The sequence below is a fragment of the Cupriavidus sp. 2TAF22 genome (assembly GCF_052115045.1).
Taxonomy (GTDB): Bacteria; Pseudomonadota; Gammaproteobacteria; order Burkholderiales; family Burkholderiaceae; genus Cupriavidus.
In genome coordinates, this window is record NZ_JBFRFX010000002.1 from 247,447 (window position 1) to 272,220 (window position 24,774).

19 protein-coding genes and 1 other RNA gene are annotated in these 24,774 nt (G+C 65.5%); 6 read left to right on the plus strand and 14 right to left on the minus strand.

Going from position 1 to position 24,774, the window contains the following annotated elements:
- Positions 1-13 precede the first annotated feature (13 nt).
- The 12 genes from lapB to gyrA all read right to left on the minus strand — a co-directional run bounded on the left by lapB (position 14) and on the right by gyrA (position 14,521).
- Positions 14-1,264: a lipopolysaccharide assembly protein LapB gene (gene lapB / locus AB4Z48_RS03715; RefSeq protein WP_441612519.1), complete on the minus strand. Its 1,251-nt coding sequence runs from the start codon at positions 1,262-1,264 to the stop codon at positions 14-16.
- A 3-nt stretch (positions 1,265-1,267) separates the two neighbouring features.
- The gene (locus AB4Z48_RS03720) at positions 1,268-1,588 is read right to left on the minus strand and encodes a lipopolysaccharide assembly protein LapA domain-containing protein (RefSeq protein WP_441612520.1); all 321 of its coding nucleotides are present in this window, start codon (positions 1,586-1,588) and stop codon (positions 1,268-1,270) included.
- A gap of 218 nt (positions 1,589-1,806) precedes the next feature.
- The gene (locus AB4Z48_RS03725; RefSeq protein ID WP_441612521.1) at positions 1,807-2,289 is read right to left on the minus strand and encodes an integration host factor subunit beta; all 483 of its coding nucleotides are present in this window, start codon (positions 2,287-2,289) and stop codon (positions 1,807-1,809) included.
- A gap of 30 nt (positions 2,290-2,319) precedes the next feature.
- A complete protein-coding gene (rpsA, locus tag AB4Z48_RS03730; protein WP_006158411.1) occupies positions 2,320-4,014 on the minus strand; it encodes a 30S ribosomal protein S1 in 1,695 nt (564 codons plus the stop codon).
- Between the two features lie 146 nt (positions 4,015-4,160).
- On the minus strand, positions 4,161-4,823 hold the full coding sequence (gene cmk / locus AB4Z48_RS03735) for a (d)CMP kinase (RefSeq protein WP_441612522.1): 663 nt from the start codon (positions 4,821-4,823) through the stop codon (positions 4,161-4,163).
- 198 nt (positions 4,824-5,021) lie between these two features.
- A complete protein-coding gene (gene aroA, locus AB4Z48_RS03740) occupies positions 5,022-6,326 on the minus strand; it encodes a 3-phosphoshikimate 1-carboxyvinyltransferase (protein ID WP_441612523.1) in 1,305 nt (434 codons plus the stop codon).
- A 94-nt stretch (positions 6,327-6,420) separates the two neighbouring features.
- Complete coding sequence (locus AB4Z48_RS03745; protein ID WP_441612524.1) at positions 6,421-7,329, minus strand: prephenate dehydrogenase; 909 nt, start codon at positions 7,327-7,329, stop codon at positions 6,421-6,423.
- Between the two features lie 124 nt (positions 7,330-7,453).
- Positions 7,454-8,569 (minus strand): histidinol-phosphate transaminase, encoded by a 1,116-nt coding sequence (gene hisC / locus AB4Z48_RS03750; protein ID WP_441612526.1) that lies wholly within the window; start codon positions 8,567-8,569, stop codon positions 7,454-7,456.
- Between the two features lie 45 nt (positions 8,570-8,614).
- A complete protein-coding gene (gene pheA, locus AB4Z48_RS03755; protein WP_441612527.1) occupies positions 8,615-9,754 on the minus strand; it encodes a prephenate dehydratase in 1,140 nt (379 codons plus the stop codon).
- Positions 9,755-9,897: 143 nt separating this feature from the next.
- Entirely contained in the window at positions 9,898-11,058 is a 1,161-nt protein-coding gene (gene serC / locus AB4Z48_RS03760; protein WP_441612528.1) for a 3-phosphoserine/phosphohydroxythreonine transaminase, read from the minus strand.
- Between the two features lie 109 nt (positions 11,059-11,167).
- On the minus strand, positions 11,168-11,731 hold the full coding sequence (locus tag AB4Z48_RS03765; protein ID WP_441612529.1) for a DUF2059 domain-containing protein: 564 nt from the start codon (positions 11,729-11,731) through the stop codon (positions 11,168-11,170).
- Between the two features lie 81 nt (positions 11,732-11,812).
- Entirely contained in the window at positions 11,813-14,521 is a 2,709-nt protein-coding gene (gene gyrA, locus AB4Z48_RS03770; protein ID WP_441612530.1) for a DNA gyrase subunit A, read from the minus strand.
- 458 nt (positions 14,522-14,979) lie between these two features.
- Here gyrA and ompA point away from each other — a divergent pair, with 458 nt between their 5' ends.
- From ompA to AB4Z48_RS03795, 5 genes are all read left to right on the plus strand, one after another.
- Complete coding sequence (ompA, locus tag AB4Z48_RS03775; RefSeq protein ID WP_441612531.1) at positions 14,980-15,639, plus strand: outer membrane protein OmpA; 660 nt, start codon at positions 14,980-14,982, stop codon at positions 15,637-15,639.
- A gap of 110 nt (positions 15,640-15,749) precedes the next feature.
- Complete coding sequence (ubiG, locus tag AB4Z48_RS03780) at positions 15,750-16,499, plus strand: bifunctional 2-polyprenyl-6-hydroxyphenol methylase/3-demethylubiquinol 3-O-methyltransferase UbiG (protein ID WP_441612532.1); 750 nt, start codon at positions 15,750-15,752, stop codon at positions 16,497-16,499.
- A gap of 2 nt (positions 16,500-16,501) precedes the next feature.
- Complete coding sequence (gene gph, locus AB4Z48_RS03785; protein WP_441612533.1) at positions 16,502-17,176, plus strand: phosphoglycolate phosphatase; 675 nt, start codon at positions 16,502-16,504, stop codon at positions 17,174-17,176.
- Positions 17,177-17,252: 76 nt separating this feature from the next.
- Positions 17,253-17,611, plus strand: a transfer-messenger RNA (tmRNA) gene (gene ssrA, locus AB4Z48_RS03790).
- Positions 17,612-18,153: 542 nt separating this feature from the next.
- Positions 18,154-19,011 (plus strand): hypothetical protein, encoded by an 858-nt coding sequence (locus AB4Z48_RS03795; protein ID WP_441612534.1) that lies wholly within the window; start codon positions 18,154-18,156, stop codon positions 19,009-19,011.
- A 43-nt stretch (positions 19,012-19,054) separates the two neighbouring features.
- On the opposite strand, the gene AB4Z48_RS03800 is transcribed toward AB4Z48_RS03795, so the two are convergent.
- Entirely contained in the window at positions 19,055-19,573 is a 519-nt protein-coding gene (locus AB4Z48_RS03800; protein WP_441612535.1) for a cyanophycin metabolism-associated DUF1854 family protein, read from the minus strand.
- A gap of 13 nt (positions 19,574-19,586) precedes the next feature.
- Entirely contained in the window at positions 19,587-21,878 is a 2,292-nt protein-coding gene (locus tag AB4Z48_RS03805) for a cyanophycin metabolism-associated ABC transporter (RefSeq protein ID WP_441612536.1), read from the minus strand.
- Positions 21,879-22,115: 237 nt separating this feature from the next.
- Here AB4Z48_RS03805 and cphA point away from each other — a divergent pair, with 237 nt between their 5' ends.
- Positions 22,116-24,752: a cyanophycin synthetase gene (gene cphA / locus AB4Z48_RS03810; protein WP_441612537.1), complete on the plus strand. Its 2,637-nt coding sequence runs from the start codon at positions 22,116-22,118 to the stop codon at positions 24,750-24,752.
- The last annotated feature ends 22 nt before the right edge of the window (positions 24,753-24,774 follow it).

The following is a 24,774-nucleotide window of genomic DNA, read 5'->3' on the forward strand; positions in this document are numbered from 1 at the left end:
CGCTACGACGGCGTCAGCCCAGCGCCTCGGAACGGCGCGGTGCATAGGTTTCCCAGCGATTGCAGCCGGGGCACTGCCAATAGAACAATCGCGCGCGGAAGCCACACTCGCGGCAGGTATAGCGCGCCAGGTTGCGCGTACGATGCTGCAGCAGGTCGCGGATCGCCGATACCTCCTGCGCATGGGCGAGATCCTGGCCTGCGTCGGGCTGCGCCACCGCGGCGGCGGCGCCGGATCCGGCCGCGGCCACTTCGGCGGGCGCACCCTGCGCCTGCGCGACCTCGGCGGCCTGGGCCTCGAAATACTTGGTCAGGGCCAGCAGCGAAGGCTGCCGGCGCAGTTGCTCGCGCATCAGCGTCGCGGCCGCTTCCGCACCATGCAGCTCGAGCTCCGTCCGATAGGCGCTGTCGAGCAATTCCGGGGCCAGGTTGGTCTTGAGCAGGCCGCGCAGCCACTCCAGGGCCCGGCCTTCATCACCGAGCTGGCGATAGGCCTTGATCACGCGATCCGCCACCAACGGCAGGTAGGACGCATCCTGCTTCTCGATGCCCAGCCAGTGGCCCAGCGCGCCGGTGACATCGCCTGCCGCCATCGCCACGTCGCCGAGCAGCATCGGCGCGCGCACATTGGCGGGGTTTTCCTCGATGGCCTGCCGCAACCAGCCGGTCGCATCCTCTGGCTGCTTGCGCTGCAGCGCGTCCTGCGCCAGTTCGCAACAGAACTGCGCGATCTGCACCTTGTAGTCCTTCTGCTCGAGCGGCTGGAGTTCGCGCGCGGCCTCGATGGCCTTCTTCCATTCCTTCTCGACTTCGTAGAGTTCGAGCAGCACATGCTTGGCCGGCGCCGCGTAGGGGCCCGACATCAGCCGCCGCAGCGACTCTTCGGCACGGTCCAGCAACCCGGCGCGCAGATAGTCCTGCCCGAGTTCGTAGAGGGCGTGCTCGCGCTCTGCATCGGGCAGGTCCTGGCGGCTGGCCAGGTTCTGGTGCACGCGAATGGCGCGCTCGGTTTCGCCGCGCCGGCGGAACAGCGCACCGAGGGCGAAGTGAAGCTCGGTGGTCTCGGGGTCCAGGCGCACCACTTCGATAAAGGCATCGATGGCCTGGTCGGGCTGCTCGTTGAGCAGGAAATTCAGCCCTTTGAAATAGGAACGGGGAAGCGCGCCCTGCTCGCTCAGGAGCTGGCGCGCATCGAAGCGCGCGGCCATCCAGCCGAGGCCAAAGATCAGCGGCAGCGCAAGCAGCCACCAGGTTTCAAAAATCATGGCTCAGACTTTCGGGCCGACTACGTTGTAGGGAACGCCGGATGCGGCCGCCTGCGGATCGCTTGCGGCCGGCTGGCTGCGCGCCTCGCCGAGCGCACGCCGCAGCCGGCCCACTTCCATGCGCTGGCGCATCAGCGCGGGCGCAATGGCGGCGAGCGCGGCGACGATACCGAGGCCGAATGCGGCAAGCAGGATCAGGATCAGCGGCGCGCGCCAGACTGCGTCGAAAAACAGCCGCAGCGAGGCGTCGGCGGTGTTGCGCAGCGCCAGCACGAACAGCAGCGCGAACAGGACGATGCGGATGATCCAGGCGACAAGTTTCATGCGGGCTTCATGCGGACATCATGCGGACTTCATGCGACAGGTAGGAACTCGGGCCCAGGCAATGCGGCTATCAGGGCAGTCCCCGGTGGATTTCCGGCATTGTAGCGGAATCGCCTCGTGCCAACGGTAACGTCTTGTATGCCCACACAATGAAAAAGCGCCCCGATAAGGGGCGCTTTCTCGACTATCCAGGCATGTTGCGAGCGAATCGCAGCAAATCAGGACCGGGCCAGCTTCAGCCCGGCATCCTCGTGCAGCGCACCGCCGGCAACCGTCGCCGGCTTGGACTGGACATGCGTTGCCGCATGTGCCGCCCCAGGCGCGGCGCCGTGGCCGTTGCCGTTGGCGATGCCATTGCCGTTGCCGACGTGACTCCCGTTGGCAATGGCACCGGCACCACCGTTACCGGCCTGTGGCACCGGGCTGCGGTCGACCCGCTCGCGCAACTCCTTGCCCGCCTTGAAGTGCGGCACCCGTTTCTCGGGCACCAGCACACGTTCGCCGGACTTGGGGTTGCGCCCCACGCGCGGCGGACGCCGGTTCAGACCAAAACTGCCGAATCCGCGAATCTCGATTCGGTGGCCGTCGGCCAACGCTTCGGACATCGCATCGAGGATCGTCTTCACCGAGATGTCCGCATCCCGCAGCAACAACTGCGGGAACCGGGCAGCCAGTTTTTCGACAAGCTCGGACTTGGTCATGGGCATCCGCTGGCAGGAGTGAACCAATGCTTACTGGTTGTCCTGGCCGAGCTTGGCCTTCAGCAGCGCGCCCAGGTTGGTCGTGCCAGCCGTGCCGGTGTCAGCCGCGAACTTTTGCATCGCTTCTTGCTGCTCGACGTTGTCCTTGGCCTTGATCGACAGGTTGATGTTGCGCGACTTGCGGTCGACGTTCACAACCAGAGCGGTGATCTGCTCGCCTTCCTTCAGCACGTTGCGGGCGTCTTCCACGCGGTCAGCCGAGATCTCGGATGCGCGCAGGTAGCCTTCGACGTCATCAGCCAACTGCACCACGGCGCCCTTGGCATCAACCGTCTTGATCGTGCCGTTGACCAGGGAACCCTTGTCGTTGGCCGAGATGAAGTTGTTGAACGGATCGCCCGACAGCTGCTTGATACCCAGCGAGATGCGTTCCTTGTCGACGTCGATGCCCAGAACCACGGCTTCCACTTCGTCGCCCTTCTTGTACTTGCGCACGGCTTCTTCGCCGGTTTCTTGCCAGGACAGGTCGGACAGGTGCACCAGGCCGTCGATGCCACCGGGCAGGCCGATGAACACGCCGAAGTCGGTGATCGACTTGATCTGGCCGCCCAGCTTGTCGCCCTTCTTGTGGTTACGGCTGAAATCGTCCCACGGATTGGCCTTGCACTGCTTCATGCCCAGGCTGATACGACGCTTGTCTTCGTCGATATCCAGAACCATGACTTCGACTTCGTCGCCCAGCTGGACAACCTTGGACGGAGCAACGTTCTTGTTGGTCCAGTCCATTTCCGACACGTGCACCAGGCCTTCGATGCCGGCTTCGATCTCGACGAACGCGCCGTAGTCGGTCAGGTTGGTCACCTTGCCGAACAGGCGGGTGCTTTGCGGGTAACGACGCGAGATGCCGACCCACGGATCTTCGCCCAGCTGCTTCACGCCCAGCGAGACGCGGTTCTTCTCTTGGTCGAACTTGAGGATCTTGGCGGTGATTTCCTGGCCAACCGACAGCACTTCGCTGGGGTGACGCACACGACGCCATGCCAGGTCGGTGATGTGCAGCAGGCCGTCGATGCCACCCAGGTCCACGAACGCGCCGTAGTCCGTGATGTTCTTGACGATACCGTTGACGATGGCGCCTTCCTTCAGGGTTTCCATCAGCTTCTGGCGCTCTTCGCCCAGGGTCGCTTCCACGACAGCGCGGCGCGACAGCACCACGTTGTTGCGCTTGCGATCCAGCTTGATGACCTTGAATTCCAGGGTCTTGCCTTCGTACGGCGTGGTGTCCTTGATCGGACGCACGTCGACCAGCGAGCCCGGCAGGAACGCGCGGATGCCGTTGACCATGACGGTCAGGCCGCCCTTGACCTTGCCCGTGACCGTGCCCGAGATGATCTCGCCGTCTTCCAGCGCCTTCTCGAGGTTCAGCCACGATGCCAGGCGCTTGGCCTTGTCGCGGGAGAGGATGGTGTCGCCATAGCCGTTCTCGAGCGCGTCGATGGCCACGGAGACGTAGTCGCCGGCCTGCACTTCGAGTTCGCCCTGGTCGTTCAGGAACTCCTCCACCGGCACAAAGGCTTCCGATTTGAGGCCGGCGTTGACGACCACGAAGTTGTGGTCGATGCGCACGACTTCAGCGGAAATCACTTCGCCAGCCTTCATATTGGAGCGGGCGACGGATTCCTCGAACAGTGCGGCAAAGGATTCGTTAGTTTGCAGGTCGGACATAAACTTGAGTATCAATCCGCAGTACTCGGGCCGGCGCGAGGATCGCGCACAGTCTGCCAGGGCAGCGGGGTCAGGTTGGACAACACCGGCAGGTCCGCTCGGGCGGGCGCTGCCGGCACTTCAGTGCGAAGTGGTCAGGGCGCGGGTCAGGAACCCTGCACCGCAAACCACTGCAGCACTTGCGCCACCGCCTGATCCACCGTCATGTCGGAGGTATCGAGCAGTTTTGCATCCGTTGCGGGACGCAGCGGCGCGGCCGTGCGGGTGCGATCCCGCAGGTCGCGCGACTCGAGGTCACGCAAAAGGTCTTCGATATTAGCAGAAATTCCCTTATCAATCAATTGTTTATAGCGCCGGCGAGCGCGCGCCTCGACACTTGCGGTCAGGAATACCTTCAGGCGGGCGTCCGGGAAAATCACGGTGCCCATGTCGCGCCCGTCGGCGACAAGCCCGGGCAGCTTGCGAAAGCCCCGCTGCAGCGCCGTAAGCGCATCGCGCACCGGCTGATGCACGGCGATGGCCGAGGCGCGGTTGCCGGTCGCCTCGGCGCGCAGGGCCAGGCTGACCTCCTCGCCACTGAGCCAGACCCGGTCCGGGCCGAACTTGACATCGAGGTGGGCAGCCAGCCTTGCAAGCGCCTCGATGTCCTGTATATCGATGCCTGCACGCTCGCTGGCGAGCGCCACAAGGCGATACAAGGCCCCGCTGTCCAGCAAGTGGAAGCTGAGCGCATCGGCCACCTTGTGCGCTACGGTGCCCTTGCCAGAGGCAGTGGGCCCGTCGATTGTGATGACGTCGACAATAGTCATTGCTTATTGAAACAGAACAAAAAATTGAATACTTAAATCAGAACGGGAATTCGCCACGACAAGTCCTCCTTGTCCTTCGTCCGCGCGCAGGCGGCATCGTTCACACCGCAATTCCATACTGTGGCGCATTCCGCGCCCGGCCGCTACTGGGGCAGGCGCGCATGCGCGTATGCGGGCCTCCCGGCCCGCGCCGGGTGATCAGCGCGCCACCGTGGCGAACACGTCGAAGTAGTCCGGGAAGGTCTTGGCCACGCAACCCGGCTCGTTGATGCGTACCGGCAGCGGCCCGAACGCGGCCAGCGAAAAGCACATCGCCACGCGGTGGTCGTCATAAGTGTCGATACCGGCCGCCGGCGTCAGCCACTGGGTCGGTGGCGTCACTTTCAGGTAGTCCGCGCCCTCCTCCACCTCCGCGCCGAGCTTGCGCAACTCGATGGCCATGGCGCTGATGCGGTCGGTTTCCTTGACCCGCCAGCTGGCGATATTGGTCAGCGTGGTCGGGCCGTCGGCAAACAGCGCAGCCACCGCCAGCGTCATGGCGGCGTCGGGAATGTGATTGCAGTCGAGTTCGATGCCGCGCAGGCGGCCATCGTCACGCTCGGTGCCGCGCACCTCGATCCAGTTGGCGCCGGCCATGACATTGGCGCCCATGCGATTGAGCGCCTCGGCAAACTTCACATCCCCCTGGATGCTCGACATGCCCACGCCTTCCACGCGCAAGGGGCCGCCGCCGATGGCACCGGCGGCCAGGAAATACGACGCCGACGACGCATCGCCCTCGACGAAGATCTCGCCCGGCGAGCGATAGGCGGCACGCGCCGGAACGATAAAGCGCGACCAGCCTTCGCGCCTGACGTCGATGCCGAAGCGCGCCAGCAGGCTGAGCGTGATCTCGACATAGGGCTTGGAGATCAACTCGCCCACGATCTCGATCTCGATGGTGCCGGCGGCCGCGTCGGCCAGCGGCAACGTCATCAGCAGGGCCGTCAGGAACTGGCTGGAGACATCGCCGCGCACGCGGATGGGCGCATCGATGCGGATCTGGGCGGGCGAGATCTGCAGCGGCGGATAGCCCTCGGTCCCCAGGTAGTCGACCTTGGCGCCGATCTGGCGCAGGCCGTCGACGAGATCGCCGATCGGCCGCTCGTGCATGCGTGGCACGCCGGACAGCTTGTAGCTGCCGCCCTGCAGGGCCAGCGCCGCGGTCAGCGGGCGGATGGCGGTGCCCGCATTGCCCATGAACAGGTCCGCCGCCTTGCCGGGGAATTTGCCGCCCACGCCGCGCACCACGCACACGCCGTCTTCCTGGCGCCATTCCACGCCGAGCGTGCGCAGCGCCTGCAGCATCACGCGGGTGTCGTCGGAATCGAGCAGGTCGCATACGCGGGTCTCGCCCTCGGCGAGCGCCGCCAGCAGCAGCACGCGGTTGGAGATGCTCTTGGAGCCCGGCAGGCGAACCGTGCCAGAGGCGCGAGTGAGGGGACCGAGCGTGAGGTGTTCCATGGTCTGCAAGCGGGTTGGGCGACGGCCGTGCCGATGGCGGGCCGCCGTGGTGTGAATGACGCGAATGACGCGAAGGACGCGAAGGACGTGGCGGTCAGGGTTCGACGTTGACTGCAGGCGCACGCTGCGCGCCCCACTGAAGGCGGGCCTGGCTGGCACGCTGGAAGACGCGTTCAAGGCCCGCGCCGTCGCTTTTCTCGATCAGGGTCTTCAGGTGCGCGAGCATGGCCTGGTAGGTAGTCAGCTCGCTGAGCATCGCCTCGCGGTTGCCCACGCAGATGTCTCGCCACATTTCCGGGGAGGACGCCGCAATGCGCGTGAAGTCACGGAAACCGCCACCGGCGAAATCGAGCTTGAGCGCCGCGTCTTCGGCATTGGCCACCTGGGCGACCAGCGCGTACGACAGCAAATGCGGCAGATGGCTGACCGAGGCGAACACGGCGTCGTGCTGCACCGCAGACATCACATGGCAGAGCGCGCCCGCGGTCTCCCACATGGCGCGCACGGCGGCCACATCGAGGCGGGAGTTTTCCTGCAGCGGGCACAACACGACCCGCTTGCCGTCGTAGAGATCGGCCAGCGCGGCCTCGACTCCGTGCAGCTCGCGGCCGGCGATCGGATGCGCCGGCACGAATTGCGCTGCCTTGTCGCCCAGCGCGGTCTTGGCGGCCACGATCACATCGGACTTGGTGCTGCCCGCGTCGGTCACGATGGTGGCGGGCTCCAGGTGCGGCTCGAGTGCGTGCAGCAGCGCAAAGGTCTGCGCCACCGGCGCGCACAGCACGATCACGCTGGCGCCTTTGGCGGCTTCTTCCAGCGTCGCCGCCTCGTCGATCACGCCAAGCTTGAGGGCGCGCTCGAGCGCAGCCTGCGAGCGGCCCACGCCGACCACCGTGCCGACCGCGCCGGCCCGCTTGAGCGCAAGCGCGAGCGAGCCGCCGATCAGGCCGACGCCGACAATGACGACACGAGAAAAATAGGGGGCGGACGCAGGATCGGTCACGGGAATACGCTGCCAGGCACGAAAGTTCGGGAATCCGGCATTGTATCCGCTCCGCCCGGCATCGGCGCCGCCAAATGCGCGGGTGGCGGGCCGCGACGCGGGGACGGCGCCGGCCCGGGTGCCTTTACCTGAGCGCTTTTTCCAGCGCCGCGATGAAGGCGGCGTTCTCTTCGGGCAGGCCGATGGTCACGCGCAGCCACTTCGGCAGGTTGTAGTTGCCCACCGGGCGCACGATCACGCCCTGCCTGAGCAGCGCCAGGTTGACGCGCGCGCCGGCACCGTCGTCCTCGCCCACGCGCACCAGCACGAAGTTGCCCGAGGACGGCACGTATTGCAGGCCGAGCCGGTCGAACGCGGCCACCAGTTGCGCCTTGCCGGCGCGGTTCAGCTCGGCGCTGCGCTTGAGGAAGGCCGCATCGCCCAGCGCCGCGATCGCCGCCACCTGTGCGAGGCTGTTCACGTTGAACGGCTGGCGGACGCGGTTGAGCAGGTCGGTCAGCGCCGGCTGGGCCACCGCGTAGCCGACACGCAGGCCGGCCAGGCCGTAGGCCTTGGAGAACGTGCGCGACACCAGCAGGTTCGGATACCGGCGCACCCACGCGACCGAGTCGTACTGCTGCGCATCGTCCAGGTACTCGTTGTAGGCCTCGTCCAGCACCACGACCACGTCGGCAGGCACCTTGGCCAGGAACGCTTCGAGGGCGGCGGCCGGCAGGAAGGTGCCGGTCGGGTTGTTGGGGTTGGCGATGAAGACCAGGCGCGTATCCGGCGCGATGGCGGCAGCCATCGCGTCCAGGTCGTGGCCGAAGTCGCGCGCCTTGACCTCGATGGCGCGCGCGCCGACTTCCTGTGTGGCGAGCGCGTACACGGCGAAGGAGTGCTCGGCATAGACGATCGACTCGCCCGGCTTGACCAGCGCGTGCGCGGCGATTTCCAGGATGTCGTTGCTGCCGTTGCCCAGCGTGAGCCATTCCGTGTCTACGTCGAAGCGGGCCGACAATGCGGCCTTCAGCTCGAACCCGTTGGCGTCGGGGTAGCGGCCCAGCTCGCCCACCGCGGCAGCGATGGCGGCGCGCGCCGAATCGGGCATGCCAAGCGGGTTCTCGTTCGACGCCAGCTTGACGATGGCGGCCTCGTCCAGGCCAAACTCGCGCGCCACCTCGGAAATGGGCTTGCCCGCCACGTACGGGGAAATCGCACGCACGTAATCCGGACCGAATTGCTTGCCCTGCTCTGCCATATCGACTCCTCGCTGTTCGCTTTCTTGTTGCTCTGACGTGATGCCCTACCTGCTGGACGGGTACGAGCCCAGCACCTTGAAGTAAGCCGCATTGCGGCGCAGTTCCTCCAGCGCCCGCATCACCGCGGCGTCATGCTGGTGACCTTCCACGTCCACGTAGAAGTAGTATTCCCACGCGCCGCTGCGCGCCGGACGCGACTCGAAGCGGCACATCGACACACCGTTGTCGGCCAGCGGCGCGAGCAACTGGTACACCGCGCCGGCCTTGTTCGGCACCGACAGGATCATCGAGGTCTGGTCGCTGCCCGAGGGCTCGGTCTCGTAGCGCCCGATCACCGCGAAGCGCGTGCGGTTGTGCGGGTCGTCCTGGATATGCGTGCGCACCAGGTGCAGGTGGTAGCGGTTGGCCGCCGATTCGCCGGCAATCGCCGCCACCGTCGGGTCCTCGCTTGCCATGCGCGCGGCTTCCGCGTTGCTCGACACCGCCTGGCGCTCCAGGTGCGGGTAGTTCGCCGTGAGCCAGTGCTGGCATTGCGCCAGCGCCTGCGCATGGGCCCGCACCACGGTCACGCCCTTCATGTCCGGCGACGACGCCATCAGGTTGTGATGGACCTTGAGCGCAATCTCGCCGCTGATCTTCAGCGAGGTCTGCAGGAACAGGTCCAGCGTGCGCGACACCGCGCCCTCGGTGGAGTTCTCCACCGGCACCACGCCATACTCCACGGTGCCGGCTTCCACCGCGCGGAACACCTCGTCGATGCTCGGGCACGGCACGCCGCTCACCTCATGGCCGAAATGCGAGTACAGCGCCTGCTCGGAGAACGTGCCGGCCGGCCCCAGGAAGGCCACCTCGAGCGGCTTCTCGAGTCCGCGGCAGGCAGACATCACCTCGCGCCAGATCGATGCCACGCTTTCGTCGAGCAGCGGGCCGGGGTTGGCGCCCTGCACCTTGCGAATCACCTGCAATTCGCGCTCGGGACGGAACACCGGCGCGCCGTACTTTTTCTTGACCTCGCCCACGTCGAGAGCCAGTTGCGCACGGCGGTTCAGCATCGCGAGCAGTTCGCGGTCGAGCGTGTCGATCTGCTCGCGCAGCGGCGCCAGCTCGACGCCGAGCGCCTTGTCGGCAGCGGCATTGTCCTGCGGCGCCGCCTCCTGCGCGATGTGCTTGTCTTGATTTGTCATTGTATGGATCCGCTTCGCCACCTCATTGCGAAATGGCTCTGAAAATGGCCGGCTTGCGCGGTCTGCGCGCAGCCCTGCGCGATGGTGCCCGGCAGTGTGGCGGCGCCGCGCCACTGCCGCCGGGCAAGGTCACCGCATGAAAATCAAGCCGCGCTGCGCTCGAACTCGCGCATGTACTCGATCAGCGCCAGCACACCTTCGAGCGGCATGGCGTTGTACAGGCTGGCACGCATGCCTCCGACCGACTTGTGGCCCTTGAGCTGGACCAGCCCGTTGGCGCGCGCACCGGCCAGAAACGCATCGTTGCGCGACTCGTCGGCCAGGAAGAACGGCACGTTCATGCGCGAGCGGCTGCCCGGATCGATCTCGTTGCGATAGAACGCGCTCTGGTCCAGGAACTGGTACAGCGCGCCCGACTTGGCGATATTGCGCTGCTCGATCGCGCCCACGCCGCCCTGGGCCTTGAGCCACTTGAAGACCAGGCCGGCGATATAGATGGCGTAGGTCGGCGGCGTGTTGTACATCGAGTCATGCTCGGCCACCACGCGCCAGTTGAAGGCGGAGGGGCACAGCGGATGCGCGTGGCCCAGCAGGTCTTCACGCACGATCACGATGGTCACCCCGGCCGGGCCGATGTTCTTCTGCGCGCCGCCGTAGGCAACCTGGACGCGCGACCAGTCCACCGGGCGCGAGAGGATATGGCTGGAGACATCGGCCACCAGCACCGGTCCGCCATCGCGGCTCTGGCCGATATCGGGCACGTCCTGGAACTCGACGCCGTCGATGGTCTCGTTGGTGCAGAGATGCACGTAGGCCGCGTCGTCGGACAGCTTCCACTGGGACACGTCGGGAATGCGCGCGAACTTCTGCGCGGCACTGCTGGCGGCGATATTGACCTCGCCATAGCGGCGCGCTTCCTTCTCGGACTTCACCGACCAGCTGCCGGTCACGACGAAATCCGCCTTCGGACGCTCGGCGTCCACGCGGCGCATCAGGTTCAACGGCACGATGCCGTTCTCGCCGATGGCACCGCCCTGCAGGAACAGGATGCGGAAGTTCTTCGGCACATGCAGCAGTTCGCGCAGGTTGGCCAGGGCCTCGGCCTGGATGCCTTCGAACTCGCGGCTGCGATGGCTCATTTCCATCACCGAAACCCCGGTGCCGTGCCATGACAGCATTTCTTCGGCCGCCTGCATCAGCACTTCGGTCGGCAGCGCTGCCGGACCGGGCGAGAAGTTATAGACACGCTCGGCCACGGCGCGCTGCATCATGGCGGCAAGTGCGGGATTCTGGGGTTCGTTCATGGAATGAAAAATGGCTGCCGGTGTTAACCAAGCAGCCATTATCCCTCAAACCCGCGCCGCAATGGGCAGACGAGGACAGCGCCCCGCTCCCGCGGCCGGTTGCCCGGGCTTACTTCGCAGCAGCGGCGATTTCCTTCTCGGCGGCGTCGCGCATCGACTTGCCGACCTGCGGGCCGTACTTCTGCATCATCGAGCCCCAGATTTCCTGGGTGGCCTTGCCCTGGTTGGCCATGAACTTCTGTCCGGTAGCCGATTTCAGGAAGGTGGTCAGGTCACGGATTTCCTGCGCGCTGTAGTACTTGCCGAAGGCGTCGTAGTGCGCCTTCATGGCGTCGCTCTTGAAGCCGTCGGTCGAGAACGCCTGGCCGGCGCCATCCACCATGCGCTGCACCGCGCCGTTCTTCTTCAGCTTGTCGACCGCAGCCTGCTTCTGCTTGTCGTTGAGGGTCTTGTTGTCGACAAGTACCTGCTCCAGGACCATGGGCGCTTCCTGCTTGGCGCCCTGCTGCCAGTTGTCAGCCTGACCCTTGACGGCCTGGTCGGCCTGCATGACGGTCAGGAGCTCCTTGATGGCAGCGGTCTTGTCGGCGTCCTGGGCTTGCGCCGCGTTGGCCAGCATCATGGCCGGCACGAAGGCAGCCAGAACAGCGATACGTCGATAGGTCTTGAGCATTGTGACTCCCTGGTAAATATGTCCGTTTTAGTCCGACGGCCGGCAAACGAGTTCCGGCCAGCGGTTCAATGTTGCAACAACTTACGAATTCGATCCCGTGTCAGGCGTGCCTGCCTGGGTGCCGTCCGGCGCACCGGCCTGCTCGCCCGGCGCCGCGCCGTCAGCACCACTCGCCTCGGCCGCGTCGAGATCGTCACCCGCGACGCCGTTGTCGGCATCGCTCTCGACAATCCGCTGCAGACCCGACAGCTTGGTGCCTTCGTCCACATTGATCAGCGTGACGCCTTGCGTCGCGCGACCCATTTCACGGATCTCGGACACGCGTGTGCGGATCAGCACGCCGCCGGTCGTGATCAGCATGATCTCGTCGTCCGGCGACACCAGTGCGGCAGCCACCACACGGCCATTGCGCTCGCTGGTCTGGATCGCAATCATGCCTTTGGTGCCGCGGCCGTGTCGAGTGTATTCGGCAATCGGCGTACGCTTGCCGTAGCCGTTCTCGGTGGCGGTCAGCACGCTGCCGACGGTGCCGGCCTGGTCGCTGGTTTCGGCCGGCGCCACCAGCATGGCAATCACGCTCTGGCTGTCTTCCAGGTTCATGCCGCGCACGCCGCGTGCCTGGCGACCCATCGGACGCACATCGTTCTCGTCGAAGCGCACGGCCTTGCCAGCGTCGGAGAACAGCATCACGTCATGCTGGCCGTCGGTCACGGCCGCGCCGATGAGGTAGTCGCCCTCGTCCAGGTCGACAGCAATGATGCCGGCCTTGCGCGGGTTGGAGAACTCGGTCAGCGCGGTCTTCTTCACGGTGCCGCGGGCAGTGCCCATGAAGATGAAGTGCTCGGCGTCGAACTGGCGCACCGGCAGGATGACGTTGATCTTCTCGCCTTCGGACAGCGGGAACATGTTGACGATCGGCCGGCCGCGCGCATTGCGCGAACCCTGCGGCACCTCGTACACCTTGAGCCAGTAGAGCCGGCCGCGGTTCGAGAAGCACAGGATGTAGTCGTGCGTGTTCGCCACGAACAGCGTGTCGATCCAGTCGTCTTCCTTGGTGGTGGTAGCCAGCTTGCCGCGCCCGCCACGCTTCTGCGCGCGGTACTCGGAAATCGGCTGGCTCTTCATATAGCCGCTGTGGGACAGCGTCACCACCATGTCCTGCGGCGTGATCAGGTCCTCGGTATCGAGCTCGGTCGCGTTGAGCTCGATGTGCGAGCGGCGCAGGTCGCCGAACTCGGTGCGGATGGCGGTGAGCTCTTCGACGATGATGGTGCTGATCCGCTCGGGGCGCGACAGGATGTCGAGCAGGTCGGAGATCACCGCCATCACGTCGCGGTACTCCTGCACGATCTTGTCCTGCTCCAGGCCGGTCAGGCGCTGCAGGCGCATCTGCAGGATTTCCTGGGCCTGCGAATCGGACAGGCGGTACAGGCCGTCGGCCTGCATGCCGAAGATGGCGGGCAGGCCATCCGGACGATAAGAGGCACGGCCGCCCGGCGTATCGCCTTCGGCGCGCGCCAGCATCTCGCGCACCAGGCTCGAATCCCACGCCTTGTTCATCAGCCCTTGCTTGGCGATGGGCGGGGTGGGCGCAGCCTTGATGATGGCGATGAACTCGTCGATATTGGCCAGCGCAACCGCCAGGCCTTCCAGCACGTGGCCGCGCTCGCGCGCCTTGCGCAGCTCGAACACGGTGCGGCGGGTCACCACTTCGCGCCGGTGCGACAGGAAGCACTCCAGCATCTGGCGCAGGTTCAGCAGGCGCGGCTGGCCGTCGACCAGCGCCACCATGTTCATGCCGAAGGTGTCCTGCAGCTGGGTGTGCTTGTAGAGATTGTTGAGCACCACCTCCGGCACTTCGTTGCGCTTGAGCTCGATCACCACGCGCATGCCGGACTTGTCGGATTCGTCGCGGATATCCGAGATGCCCTCGACCTTCTTGTCGGTCACCAGCTCGGCGATGCGCTCGAGCAGCGTGCGCTTGTTGACCTGGTAGGGGAGCTCGTCGACGATGATCGCCTGGCGCTGGCCGCGGTCGATATCCTCGAAGTGCGTCTTGGCGCGCATCACCACGCGGCCGCGGCCGGTGCGGTAGCCCTCGCGCACGCCCTGGATGCCGTAGATGATGCCGGCGGTCGGGAAGTCCGGCGCCGGGATCAGCTCGATCAGCTCGTCCACCGTGGCCTGCGGATTACGCAGCAGGTGCAGACAGCCGTCGACGACCTCATTGAGATTGTGCGGGGGAATATTGGTGGCCATACCCACCGCGATACCCGACGAGCCATTAATCAGCAGATTGGGGATGCGCGCCGGCAGAATCAGCGGCTCATTTTCGGAGCCGTCGTAATTCGGCCCGAAATCGACAGTTTCCTTGTCGATGTCCAGCAGCATCTCGTGGGCAATCTTGGAAAGGCGGATTTCGGTATAACGCATCGCGGCGGCGTTATCACCGTCCACCGAGCCGAAATTACCCTGGCCATCGACCAGCATGTATCGCAGCGAAAAATTCTGCGCCATGCGGACGATCGTATCGTACACAGCGGTGTCGCCGTGGGGGTGATACTTACCAATCACGTCCCCCACGATACGCGCCGATTTCTTGTACGGCCGGTTCCAGTCGTTGTTAAGCTCATGCATCGCATAGAGCACACGCCGGTGTACCGGTTTCAGGCCATCCCGCACATCGGGAAGCGCGCGCCCGACAATCACGCTCATCGCGTAATCGAGATAGGAGCGGCGCATTTCCTCTTCTAGGGAGACCGGAAGGGTTTCTTTGGCGAATTGATCCATTGCGGCGTGGGTTATGCGGCGAATTTAAACAGAAGGCGCCCATGTGAATCGCCATTCGCCGGGACGGCGTCTGACAGCTGGGCAACGTGGCATTCTAACATGCCCGGCACCCCTCCCCCGCGGCTGCGGCAACCCCCGGTTCCGGGCCTCCGGCGGGGCCCGGAAGCGCCGCCCGGAAGCGGGACCAAAAACCTGCAAGCCCGGCCAGGCAAGGGTTTGCGGGCATCGCAAGGGCCATGTTGCACAAACACCACAGGCCTAAAACCCATTGATGGAATCGAATATATTTACTTCTTAGGAAACGACCCTTGTGGCACAATTCCCCAGCGAAGAGCCAGACATTGTTCGAAGTGGAGCATACACCGCATCGAGAATGTTATACTCCGAAGAATGTATGACTTGTTTCCGTCCATTTGCTCGCAGTAACCCTGCGGTGATCTCATCCTGAGAGGAGAAATATGAAAAAATTTGCCAAGCTCGCGCTCGTTGCAGCTACCGCAGTAATGGCTGCATCCGCTCAAGCCCAGTCCGTCCCCTACGAAAAGAAGGCTGTGAACGATAACTGGGGCAACGGTACGAGCGAGTACGTGTGGAAGAACGGCACGAACGAGCTCTGCTGGCGCGACAGTTCGTGGACCCCGGCCACGGCCAACGCCCTGTGCGACGGCGCCCTGGCTCCGGCGGTCGCTCCGGTAGCTCCGCCGCCGGCTCCGGTTGCTCCTCCGGTTGTTTCCAGCGAGAAGGTCACGTTCGCTGCTGACACCCTGTTCGATTTCGACAAGGCCGTGCTGAAGCCCGAAGGCAAGGCAAAGCTGGACGACCTGGGCTCCAAGCTGTCCGGCATCACCCTGGAAGTCATCATCGCCGTTGGCCACACCGACTCGTTCGGTTCGGACAAGTACAACGATCGCCTGTCGATCCGCCGTGCTGAAGCCGTCAAGGCCTATCTGGTGAGCAAGGGCGTGGAAGCCAACCGTGTCTACACGGAAGGCAAGGGCAAGCGTCAGCTGAAGGTTGACCCGAAGTCGTGCAAGGGCAACCGCAAGGCGCAAATCGCCTGCCAGCAGCCGAACCGCCGCGTGGAAGTCGAAGTGGTCGGCACCCGCAGCGCACGTTAATCGGATTCTTTCCGATGAAGAAAAGCCCAGCGCAAGCTGGGCTTTTTTTTTGATACAGTGCAGCATACCCTCCGCTTTCTCGCTGCCGCACCGGCCGCGCGCCAAACCCCATGACGCAGATCTCCCCGCCGCACCACCCGACCGTTGAAACCACCCTGCTCGGCAAGAATGCCGACGCCCGGGAAATCGACAAGTTCAGCGAACTGGCCCACCGCTGGTGGGACCCGGAAAGCGAGTTCAAGCCGCTGCACGAACTCAATCCCCTGCGCCTGGACTGGATTGACGGCATTGCCGGGCTGAACGGCAAGCAGGTGCTGGACATCGGCTGTGGCGGCGGCATCCTGGCCGAGAGCATGGCGCGCAGCGGCGCCACCGTGCGCGGCATCGACCTGTCCACCAAGGCGCTGCGGGTTGCCGACCTGCACAGCCTGGAGTCCGGCGTATCCGTGACTTACGAGGAGATCGCCGCCGAAGCGCTTGCCGCGCGCATGCCCGCCAGCGTCGACGTGGTGACCTGCATGGAGATGCTCGAACATGTGCCCGACCCGCAGTCCATCGTGCGCGCCTGCGCCACGCTGGTGCGGCCCGGCGGCACGGTGTTCTTCTCCACCATCAACCGCAACCTCAAGGCCTACCTGCTGGCCGTGGTCGGCGCCGAATACGTGCTCAAGATGCTGCCGCGCGGCACGCACGACTACGACAAGTTCATCACGCCGTCGGAACTGGCGCGCTACGCCCGCAATGCGGGCCTGGAGCTGATCGAGATGCGCGGCATGAGCTACAACCCGCTGACCCAGGTCTATTCGCTGGGCCGCGACACCGACGTGAACTACCTGATGGCATTCCGCCGGCCCGCCTGAACATGCAGACATTCGACGCAGTCTTCTTCGATCTCGACGGCACCCTTGCCGACACCGCCCCCGATCTCGCCGCGGCGGCCAACCGGCTGGTCACCGAGCACGGTCGCCCGCCCGTGGCTTATGAAAAGCTCCGCCCGGTGGCATCGCACGGCGCACGGGGCCTGATCGGCGCGGCCTTCGGCAAGAGCCCCGCCGACCCCGAGTTTCCCGCCTTGCGCGATACCTTCCTCGACTACTACGAGGCGGATATCGCCGTGCATACCCATCTCTTCGAAGGCATGGGCGAGGTGCTGGACGCGCTCGAGGCGGCCGGCATCCGCTGGGGTATCGTCACCAACAAGATCACCCGCTTCACCGCCCCGCTGGTGGCCGCGATTGGCCTGGCGCCGCGCGCCTCGGCCGTGGTCAGCGGCGACACCACGCCGCACGCCAAGCCTCATCCCGCCCCGCTGCTGCACGCCGCTGAAGTCAGCGGCGTCGCGCCGGCGCGCTGCGTGTATGTCGGAGACGACCTGCGCGACATCCAGGCCGGCAAGGCGGCCGGCATGGCCACCATCACGGCCGCCTACGGCTATTGCGGCGAAGGCGAGCCGCCCGAAGAATGGGGCGCCGATTATCTGGTGCGCCATCCGAGCGAACTGATCGCCCTGCTGACACCGGCCGCGCGGCGCCGATAGAGACGACGCGCCGCGTGCGGGACAACACGCCGGGTCGACAACGGAGTACAATTCCACTCCTTGACACTGTTCACACGGGGCCGACCTGGTTTCGACGTGGGTTACAAAGCAGTGGAGGGCATACCGAGGACCCGTCACCTCGTTAATCAATGGGAATGCAATAACTGCTAACGACGAACGTTACGCACTGGCCGCTTAATTGCGGCCGTCCTCGCACTGGCTCGCTGACGGGCTAGAGTCGCAAGACTACGCGAGGTCATTTACGTCAGATAAGCCCCAGGTGAGTCACGAACCCGGGGACGAAAATCTAGTGACTCGTCGTTGTAGAGCGTGTTCGTCCGCGATGCACCGGTTAAATCAAATGACAGAACTAAGTATGTAGAACTCTCTGTGGAGGGCTTGCGGACGCGGGTTCGATTCCCGCCGGCTCCACCAATATTCGATTCCGGTTATTGCCGGGATCATGCAAAACCCCGAGGATCGTATCCCCGGGGTTTTATTTTTTGGGGCCGACATAATCGGGGGCCATGGTAGACGCCATATCGGGGCCCATATCCGGCCCCATATCTGGCACCCCGTGTCCGGCACCCTATCGTGCCGGCATCATGTCGCAGGCCATCGCGCACCGCCGCCCGCGGCGCCGAAAATTTCCCAGCACAATGAGAGTCGTCTGATTCACATTTGCTGGCGAAGGGGGCATGATCTCCCCAGGCCATCCCGGCATACCAGCCGGGTCGGCCTTCCGGCCTGCCTTAAACCGGCCGTTCCGGAGCATCCCTCCAGCGCCCGCCTGCCTCATCCAGTGCGGGCGCCTTTCTTTTGGCCGACGCCGCACGAAAATGGCGGCGCCCTGCCGGTCCGTCCCCTATCCCCCGCCTTCGCCGGCAAATTGTAATCATCTGTTACAGTCGATATTTTTTTCGACCGGCTGGCGGCGTCGGCTTTGCCCCGGCACACAGGAACGGGCAACGGACAACATGAAGAGAATCTTCGGGGCTGCAGGGATCGCGCTGACCCTCGCAGGATGTGGCGGATCGGGCGACAACGATAGCGGGCTGGCGGTGGTACGCACGCCCCCGGCCGCCACGACGACCCCGACCACGCCCACCACGCCGGCCGTGCCGGCAGCACCTGATACCAATGCCATCGGCACGGGCATCTTCAACGGCTTTACCCCGGATGGGCAGCGGGTCAATGTGCTCGTGCTCGACGAGAACGCCTTCTACATCTTCTACTCGTCCCCGGGCGTACCCGACGTACCGATGGGCGTCATCACCGGCAACTACAGCACCAACGCCGATACGCTCACCACCAACAACAACGGGCTCGACTTCAATCTCGAGGCTGCCGGCTACAACCTCGCGGCAGCCGATTTCACCGGCCGCTTCGTGCCCAGTTCGCTGATGCAGACGCAGCTGACCTACCGCAACGCCCGCAAGACATCGTTCACCGCCAACTACAGCACCGACTACAACTACATCGCCACCGTCGACGGGCTGCAAGGCGACTACGCGGGCAATGCGGTGGCACTCGACACCACCGGCATGCGTTCGGACGGCATCGCCATGCATATCGATGCCACGGGCAACATCACTGTCAGCGCCGGCGCGGGCTGCACCTTCACCGGCACCGCGACGCCACGGCGCCAGGGCAAGGTCTACAACGTGAACCTGCAGTTCGGCGCGGCGCCGTGCCGCTATCCGAATACGACCATGACGGGTATCGCCTACTACGATCCGACCACCACGCACAGCCTGCCGACCCTGGGCCAGCTCTACCTGTTCGCCATGCGCGCAGACCGCCAGGCCGGCGTGATCTTCACCGGCAAGCATTGAGCGCCAGCTGCCGGCCGCATGCACGGCGCCGCGGGCGGCGCGCTCAGAGGAAGCGGTCGAGTATCTTGCGGCTGGCCTTGTCCAGGCCGGTGAGGTTGCGTACCAGGTAGTGGATGCCGTGGCTGTCGGAGATCAGCAGCGTGGAGCCGGCCAGGCGGCGGATGTCTTCTTCGCCGCGCAGCACCAGCGAGGTGATGCCGCGATCGGTTTCGACTTCCCAGGTACTGGGCGTGGCGAACGTCGACACCGAACGGATGCGGCGGATCTCGGGCATGAATTCGCGGCTGGCCAGTTCGGCCTCGATCAGCTCGCGCAGCGGCGCGGGCAAGCTGTCCAGGCGCGGCAGCCAGGCCAGCTCGCGGCCATCGGTACTGATCATGCCCACGCCGTCGTCGGGCGCGGCAATGGGGAACGCGCGCACGGGTACCACGCCTTCGTGCACGACACCGTCCGCCATGGTCATCACCAGGCGGCCGAAGGCATTGCGGGAGAGCTTGAAATCGACTTGTTGAACGGCTTGTTGAACGGCGTGTTGATCGTTTTGCTGCTCGTGTTTCTGCATGAGTGCCGCCTGCTTACACGTTGACCGCTTCGGCGGTATCGAGATCCTGGTCCGCGTCGGTGTCGACATTGCGGGCCTGCGCCTGGTAGAGCTTGTAGTAGGCGCCTTCGCGGGCCAGCAGCTCTTCGTGCCCGCCCACTTCCACGATCTGCCCGCGGTCCATCACCACCAGCCGGTCCGCCTTGCGCAACGTGGAGAGGCGGTGCGCGATGGCGATGGTAGTGCGGCCCTGCACCAGGTTGTCCAGCGCCTTCTGGATCTCCTTCTCGGTGGCGGTATCCACCGACGAGGTGGCCTCGTCCATGATCAGGACGCGCGGGTTGATCAGCAGCGCGCGCGCGATCGAGATGCGCTGGCGCTCGCCGCCGGACAGCGCCTGCCCGCGCTCGCCCACCAGCGAATCGTAGCCGTGCGGCAGGCGCAGGATGAATTCGTGCGCGTGGGCCGCGCGCGCGGCGCCGATGATTTCCTCGCGGGTCGCGCCCGGCTTGCCGTAGGCGATGTTCTCGGCAATCGTGCCGAAGAACAGGAACGGCTCCTGCAGCACCAGCCCGATATGGCGACGGAACTCCGACACCGGCAGCGAGCGGATATCCACGCCGTCGACGCGGATCGCCCCTTCGGAGACGTCATAGAAGCGGCAGATCAGGTTGACCAGCGTGCTCTTGCCCGAACCGCTGTGCCCCACCAGGCCGATCATCTCGCCCGGCGCGATCGACAGGTTGAGCCCGCGGATCACGGCACGGTTGCCATAGCGGAAGCCCAGGTCGCGCAGCTCGATTGCGCCTTCCACGCGCTCCAGGTGCACCGGACGCACCGGCTCCGGCACGCTCGATACATGGTCGAGGATGTCGAAGATGCGCTTGGCGCCCGCGGCCGCCTTCTGCGTGACCGAGACAATGCGGCTCATCGAATCCAGGCGCGTGTAGAAGCGGCTGATATAGGTCAGGAAGGCCACCAGCACGCCGACCGTGATGGCGTTATGCGACACCTGCCAGATGCCGAAGATCCACACCACCAGCAGGCCGATCTCGGTGAGCAGCGTGACGGTCGGCGTGAACACCGACCATACCGCGTTGACGCGGTCGTTGATCGCCAGGTTGTGTCGGTTGGCCTCGCGGAAACGCTCCACTTCGCGCTTTTCCTGGGCGAAAGCCTTCACCACGCGGATGCCCGGGATGGTATCGGCCAGCACGTTGGTGATCTCGGACCAGATCCGGTCGATCTTCTCGAAGCCGTGGCGCAGGCGGTCGCGCACCAGGTGGATCATCCACGCGATGAACGGCAGCGGCACCAGCGTCACCAGCGCCAGCCACGGATTGATGGAAATCAGGATGGCCGCCGTCATGACGATCATCAGCACGTCGGTGGCGAAATCCAGCAGATGCAACGACAGGAACACGCAGATGCGGTCGCTCTCCGAGCCGATGCGGGCCATCAGGTCGCCGGTGCGCTTGCCGCCGAAATACTCCAGCGACAGGCGCAGCAGGTGTTCGTAGGTGGTGGTGCGCAGGTCGGCGCCGATGCGCTCGGATACGCGCGCCAGCAGGTAGGTGCGCGCCCATCCCAGGCTCCACGCCACCAGCGCGGCGCCCAGCAGGCCGGCCAGGTAGAGCTTGACCCGGTCATGGTCGATCGGCACGCCGTTCTGGTACGGAATCAGGACATTGTCCATCAGCGGCATGGTCAGGTACGGCGGCACCAGCGTGGCGGCCGTCGACAGCAGCGTCAGCAGGAAACCGGCCAGCAATTCGAAGCGGTACGGCCGGGCAAAGCGCCACAAACGCAGCAGTGCCCACGTCGAAGGCGGCGTTTCCAGGTCGCGGCTACATTGCGGACATTGTTCGTCGTCCGGCGCCAGCGGCGCCTTGCAGGTCGGGCAGATGTTCTCGGTCTCGGCACCGGCCAGCCCCAGCCGGCCCGATTGCGTGAGGTCGCGCTGGGCATGGAACTGGTCGATCAGGCGCAGCGCGGCCGGGTTGTGGCCCAGCGTGTAGCGCCAGCTGGCCAGCACCCGCCCGGCGCCCTGCAGTTCGAGCGTGCCGACGCCGGCATGATCGATGTGATGCAGCGATAATCCGGCCTCGATGGCCCATTCCTGCCAGTCATCCTGGCCCGGCGTGCGTGCCAGCAGACGACGATCCGTCACAAGTACCCAGCCTTGGGTAAAATGCAGCCTCGCGTCGAGATCCACCTCCAGCCAGGCCAGCACGGCCTCGCCGGGCACCAGGCGGGTGCCGAGTTCGTTGCGCCACGGTTCGTTCTGGGCGTCGGTATCAATCGCGGGCAAGGAAGGTCGGGTCATCGTTGGCACGGCATGCTGCGTCCCTGGCATGGACATAACTTGAAACAATTTAGGGCGGGCACGCTCTGGCGGCCCGTCAATTTGCCCGCAGTATACATAAGGCCAAACGCACGGGCGTCCTGATGCATTGCACAATCGCTTTTTAATCAAGAAAGTCAACCGGCTGACCGTTGTAACGTTACTGAAAGGTTAGGCTTCTATTTCTCGGGCACTCGCCCACTGCCTCAAGCTAAATCAATGAAAAAGAAGGACATTGAGATTTTCGATGTCATGTCGCTGCGCGGCCCGAATATGTGGACATATCGGCCCGTGCTGGAGGCGTGGGTCGATATCGGGGAACTGGAGGATTTTCCCTCCAACACTATCCCGGGATTCTACGAACGCCTGTCGACCTGGCTGCCCTCGCTGATCGAGCACCGCTGCAGCATCGGCGAGCGCGGCGGGTTCCTCCAGCGCCTCAAGGAAGGCACCTGGCCGGGCCATATCCTGGAACACGTCACGCTTGAACTGCAGAACCTGGCGGGCATGCCCGGCGGCTTCGGCAAGGCGCGCGAGACCCCGATCCGCGGCGTCTACAAGGTGATCGTGCGGGCCTGGCACGAAGACGTCACCCGCGCCGCCCTGTTCGCCGCGCGCGACCTGGTGATGGCTGCCATCGAGGACCGTCCCTACGACGTCCAGGAGACCGTGGACCACCTGCGCCGCCTGGTCGACCGGCATTGCCTGGGCCCGAGCACCGCCTGCATCGTCGATGCCGCCGATGACCGCGACATCCCCGCCCTGCGCCTGTCCGAAGGCAACCTGGTGCAGCTCGGCTACGGCAGCCGCCAGCGCCGCATCTGGACCGCCGAGACCGACCGCACCAGCGCCATCGCCGAGAGCATCTCGCGCGACAAGGACCTGACCAAGAGCCTGCTCGAATCCTGCGGCGTGCCCGTGCCCGAAGGCCGCCTGGTGGAAAGTGCCGCCGACGCCTGGGACGCCGCCGAGGACATCGGCGTGCCGGTGGTGGTCAAGCCGTATGACGGCAACCACGGCCGCGGCGTGTTCACCAACCTGACCACGCGCGAAGAAGTCGAGACCGCCTATGCGGTGGCCATCGACGAAGGCAGCGGCGTCATCGTCGAGCGCTTCGTGCTCGGCAACGAACACCGCCTGCTGGTGGTGGGCGGCCGCCTGGTCGCCGCCGCCATGGGCGAGACCGCCAGCGTGACCGGCGACGGCAAGTCGACCATCGACGAGCTGATCGAGCTGCAGATCAATTCGGATCCGCGCCGCGGCAGCACCGAGGACCACCCGCTCAACAAGGTGCGCCTGGATTCCGCCGCGCGCCTCGAACTCAAGCGCCAGGGCTACGACGCCGCCTCCGTGCCGCCGGAAGGCAAGCACGTGCTGATCCAGCGCAACGGCAATGTCGCCTTCGACGTGACCGACCGCGTGCACCCGAGCGTGGCCGCGCATGCCTCGCTGGCCGCCCGCGTGGTGGGCCTGGACATCGCCGGCGTCGACCTGGTGGCGCAAGACATCTCGCGCCCGCTGGCCGAGCAGCGCGGCGCCATCGTCGAGGTCAATGCCGGCCCCGGCCTGCTGATGCACCTCAAGCCCTCCAACGGCGAAGCGCGCCCGGTCGGGCGCGCGGTGGTGGACCACCTGTTCCCCGCCGGCGAAGGCGACGACAACGGCCGCATCCCGGTGGTGGGCATCACCGGCACCAATGGCAAGACCGTGGTGGCCAAGCTGGTGGCGCGCCTGCTGCAACTGTCCGGCAAGCACACCGGCCTGGCCTGCAGCGACGGCCTCTACCTCGACCGCCGCCGGGTCGAAGGCGGCGATTGCGCCAACTGGGACGCCGCGCACCGCATCCTGATGAACCGCGCGGTCGATGCCGCCGTGCTCGAGAACGACAGCGGCGCCATCCTCTCCGAAGGCCTCGCCTATGACCGCTGCCAGGTCGGCGTGGTCACCAATATCGACGTGCCAGACCACCTCGGCCAGTACTACGTCGAGGAAGTCGAGAAGATGTACAACGTGCTGCGCACGCAGGTCGACGTGGTGCTCGACGGCGGCGTGGCCGTGCTCAACGCGCGCGACCCGCTGGTGGTCGAGATGGCCGAGCTGTGCGATGGCGACGTGATCTTCTTCGGCCTCTCGGCCGACCTGCCCGCCATCGCCGCGCACCGCGCGGCCGGCCGCCGCACCGTGTATGTGCGCGACGGCAAGGTGGTGCTGGCCACCGGCAGCCGCGAGACGCCGCTGACCGATGTCGCCGCCATCCCCCTGACCTATGCCGGGCGCGTGGCCTTCCAGGTCGAGAACGTGCTGGCGGCAGTGGCCACCGGCTGGGCGCTGGGCATCTCGCACGACCTGATCCGCGCCGGCGTGGTGACCTTCGACGTCGGCCAGGTGGACGTGCCGGGCCGCTTCACGCTGTTCGAGCGCAACGGCGCCATCGTGGTGATCGACGACGCCCACAACGCCCCCGCGCTGGAAGCGCTGGTGGCGGCGCTGGAGCGCTTCCCGACCGAACGCCGCGTGGTGGTGTACGGCGCCGGACTGCGGCGCCGCGACGAAGACATGGTCAAGCAGGGCAAGGTGCTGGGCGCCTCGTTCGACCGCGTCTTCCTGTGCGAGGACCGCTCCGTCGAGAGCCCCCTGCCCGATGCCGAGGCGCGCGCGCTGCTCAAGCAAGGCCTGTACGAAGGCCGCCGCGTGACCAAGATCATCGACGAAGGCTCGCGCCGCCAGGCCATCGAGGCCGCGCTCGCACAAGTGGTGGCCGGCGACCTGCTGGTCCTGCAGTGCGACGAAGGCTCGACCCTGCCGACGATCGACCTGGTCCACCAGTGGATGGGCCAGCCGGGCCGCCGCGCCTGATCCGGACCGCAGAAGAACGGAT

Bases quoted from the DNA above. Each gene is read 5' to 3' on its own strand.
- ompA (WP_441612531.1), top strand. From the start codon at position 14,980: ATGAAAAAATTTGCCAAGCTCGCGCTCGTTGCAGCTACCGCAGTAATG.
- AB4Z48_RS03800 (WP_441612535.1), bottom strand. From the start codon at position 19,573: ATGCAGAAACACGAGCAGCAAAACGATCAACACGCCGTTCAACAAGCC.
- rpsA (WP_006158411.1), bottom strand. From the start codon at position 4,014: ATGTCCGACCTGCAAACTAACGAATCCTTTGCCGCACTGTTCGAGGAA.
- ubiG (WP_441612532.1), top strand. From the start codon at position 15,750: ATGACGCAGATCTCCCCGCCGCACCACCCGACCGTTGAAACCACCCTG.
- gph (WP_441612533.1), top strand. From the start codon at position 16,502: ATGCAGACATTCGACGCAGTCTTCTTCGATCTCGACGGCACCCTTGCC.
- lapB (WP_441612519.1), bottom strand. From the start codon at position 1,264: ATGATTTTTGAAACCTGGTGGCTGCTTGCGCTGCCGCTGATCTTTGGC.
- cphA (WP_441612537.1), top strand. From the start codon at position 22,116: ATGAAAAAGAAGGACATTGAGATTTTCGATGTCATGTCGCTGCGCGGC.
- cmk (WP_441612522.1), bottom strand. From the start codon at position 4,823: ATGACTATTGTCGACGTCATCACAATCGACGGGCCCACTGCCTCTGGC.
- AB4Z48_RS03765 (WP_441612529.1), bottom strand. From the start codon at position 11,731: ATGCTCAAGACCTATCGACGTATCGCTGTTCTGGCTGCCTTCGTGCCG.
- AB4Z48_RS03725 (WP_441612521.1), bottom strand. From the start codon at position 2,289: ATGACCAAGTCCGAGCTTGTCGAAAAACTGGCTGCCCGGTTCCCGCAG.
- hisC (WP_441612526.1), bottom strand. From the start codon at position 8,569: ATGGCAGAGCAGGGCAAGCAATTCGGTCCGGATTACGTGCGTGCGATT.
- pheA (WP_441612527.1), bottom strand. From the start codon at position 9,754: ATGACAAATCAAGACAAGCACATCGCGCAGGAGGCGGCGCCGCAGGAC.
- AB4Z48_RS03795 (WP_441612534.1), top strand. From the start codon at position 18,154: ATGAAGAGAATCTTCGGGGCTGCAGGGATCGCGCTGACCCTCGCAGGA.
- gyrA (WP_441612530.1), bottom strand. From the start codon at position 14,521: ATGGATCAATTCGCCAAAGAAACCCTTCCGGTCTCCCTAGAAGAGGAA.
- aroA (WP_441612523.1), bottom strand. From the start codon at position 6,326: ATGGAACACCTCACGCTCGGTCCCCTCACTCGCGCCTCTGGCACGGTT.
- AB4Z48_RS03720 (WP_441612520.1), bottom strand. From the start codon at position 1,588: ATGAAACTTGTCGCCTGGATCATCCGCATCGTCCTGTTCGCGCTGCTG.
- serC (WP_441612528.1), bottom strand. From the start codon at position 11,058: ATGAACGAACCCCAGAATCCCGCACTTGCCGCCATGATGCAGCGCGCC.
- AB4Z48_RS03805 (WP_441612536.1), bottom strand. From the start codon at position 21,878: ATGACCCGACCTTCCTTGCCCGCGATTGATACCGACGCCCAGAACGAA.